The following is a 2,307-nucleotide window of genomic DNA, read 5'->3' on the forward strand; positions in this document are numbered from 1 at the left end:
AAGGCCACCAAGGAGCAGTGGCTGAACGCCATCAGGTAGTTTTTCTTACCGCATCGAAAAATGCCGTTCCGCGGATCTAACTCCGTGGAACGGCATTTTCATTATGCACGGCAACCGTTGTCCATCGATATTCGCGGCGATTCCTCTCTGCCGGAGAGTAAGAAAGAATTTGGGGCACAATGGAATCGCTCACGAAGATGGCATGCAACCGCCTGTACGAATGGGCAACCAGCGCAAGCGGCAGGTTCCCTCGCCAATTATGGGCATCGCGTACATATGTGAAAACCGGTGTGCCCGCCAACGATTTCGTGGTGGGCACACCGGTTTTTCACATGACTCATGTAACGGCTTATCCGTTACTCGGCGTCTCCGTTGCCTTCGGACGGCGCGGCCGGTGTCTGCGCGGAGTCCGGTTCCGTTGAATCGGAAGCCTGTTCCGCGGTTTCGGCGGATTCGTCCGCTTCCACAGGCTTGTCCGATGCCGGTGCCGGCTCCTCGAACGCCTCACCGGTGAAGGTGAACTCGCCGAGCAGACCTTCGCCCTCGGCGTCGACCTTCACGCGCTGGCCGTCTTCGAGGTCGCCCATCAGAATCTTCTCCGAGATGGCGTCCTCGATGTCGCGCTGAATCACACGACGCAACGGACGCGCGCCCAATAGCGGGTCGAAGCCCTTCTGGGCGAGCAGATCCTTCGCCGCGTCGGTCAGTTCGAGCGCCATGTGACGGTCGAACAGGCGGTTGTTGAGCTGCTTGATGTCGAGGTCGACGATCTGGCGCACCTGCGGCTCGGTCAGCTGCCTGAAGACGATGATGTCATCCAGGCGGTTCAGGAACTCAGGGCGGAACTGCTGCTTGAGTTCCGTGGACACCTGGTCCTTCATGCGCTGGTAGCTCGACTCGGTGTTCGCGCCCAGGTTGAAGCCGGTGTTCGCGGCCTTGGCGATGTCTCGCGTACCCAGATTGGTGGTCAGGATGATGATGGTGTTCTTGAAGTCCACCTTGCGTCCCTGTCCATCCGTCAGATGACCGTCGTCAAGCACCTGCAACAGCGTGTTGAAGATGTCGGGATGGGCCTTTTCGATCTCATCGAACAGCACCACGGAGAACGGCTTGCGGCGCACCTTCTCGGTGAGCTCGCCGCCCTCCTCGTAACCGACGTATCCCGGAGGAGCGCCGAACAGGCGCGACGCCGCGTACTTCTCGGAGAATTCCGACATGTCCACGCGGATCAGGGCGTCCTCGTCGTCGAACAGGAACTGCGCGAGGGCCTTGGCCAGCTCGGTCTTGCCGACGCCGGTCGGGCCAGCGAAGATGAACGAACCGGCCGGACGCTTCGGATCCTTGAGTCCCACACGAGCTCGACGGATGGAGCGGCTCAGCGCGGACACGGCCTCGTCCTGTCCGATGATGCGCTTGTGGAGTTCGGATTCCATGCTCATCAGCTTCTTGGACTCCGCCTGCGTGAGCTTGAACACCGGAATGCCCGTGGTCTGCGAAATCACCTCGGCGATGACGTCCTCGTCCACGACCATCTTCACGTCGGATTCGCCTTCGCGCCACGCGGATTCCTTCTCCTTGCGCTCGGCCTCCAGCTTCTCCTGCTTGTCGCGCAGCTCGGCGGCCTTCTCGAAGTCCTGGTCCTTGATGGCCTGGTCCTTCTCTTTGGCCAGCTTGGCGACCTTCGCGTCGAGCTCCTTGAGCTCCGGCGGGGCGGTCAGGCGACGGATGCGCAGACGCGCGCCGGCCTCATCGATCAAATCGATGGCCTTGTCGGGCAGATGACGGTCCTGGATATACCTGCTCGACAGTTCGGCCGCCGCCTGCAGGGCGCCATCGGTAATCGTCACGTGGTGGTGGTTCTCATAGCGGGAACGCAGGCCCTTAAGGATCTCGATGGTCTCCGCGATGCTCGGCTCGTGCACCTGAATCGGCTGGAAACGACGTTCCAACGCCGCGTCCTTTTCGATGTACTTGCGGTATTCGTCGGTGGTGGTGGCGCCGATGGTCTGCAGCTCGCCGCGTGCCAGCATCGGCTTGAGCATATCGGAAGCCCCGAGGGCGCCATCGGCGGAGCCCGCGCCCACGATGGTGTGAATCTCATCGATGAACAGCACGATGTCGCCGCGGGTCTTGATTTCCTTGAGCACCTTCTTGAGACGCTCCTCGAAATCACCGCGGTAGCGGGAACCGGCGACCATGGATCCCAGATCCAACGAATACACCTGCTTGTCCTTCAATGTTTCCGGAACATCGCCCGCATTGATCTTCTGGGCCAGCCCCTCCACCACGGCGGTCTTGCCGACGCCG

General features: G+C 61.2%; 1 protein-coding gene and 1 pseudogene (1 of these 2 running past the window's edge). One reads left to right on the forward strand and one right to left on the reverse strand.

Going from position 1 to position 2,307, the window contains the following annotated elements:
* Positions 1-39, forward strand: a pseudogene (locus B3C64_RS07980) (DUF349 domain-containing protein) (it extends 1,405 nt beyond the left edge of the window).
* 317 nt (positions 40-356) lie between these two features.
* On the opposite strand, the gene B3C64_RS07985 reads toward B3C64_RS07980, so the two are convergent.
* The coding region (locus tag B3C64_RS07985; RefSeq protein ID WP_291534947.1) for an ATP-dependent Clp protease ATP-binding subunit at positions 357-2,307 on the reverse strand (1,951 nt) is incomplete at its 5' end.

The sequence above is a fragment of the Bifidobacterium sp. UBA6881 genome, from assembly GCA_002451435.1.
Classification (GTDB): Bacteria; Actinomycetota; Actinomycetes; order Actinomycetales; family Bifidobacteriaceae; genus Bifidobacterium.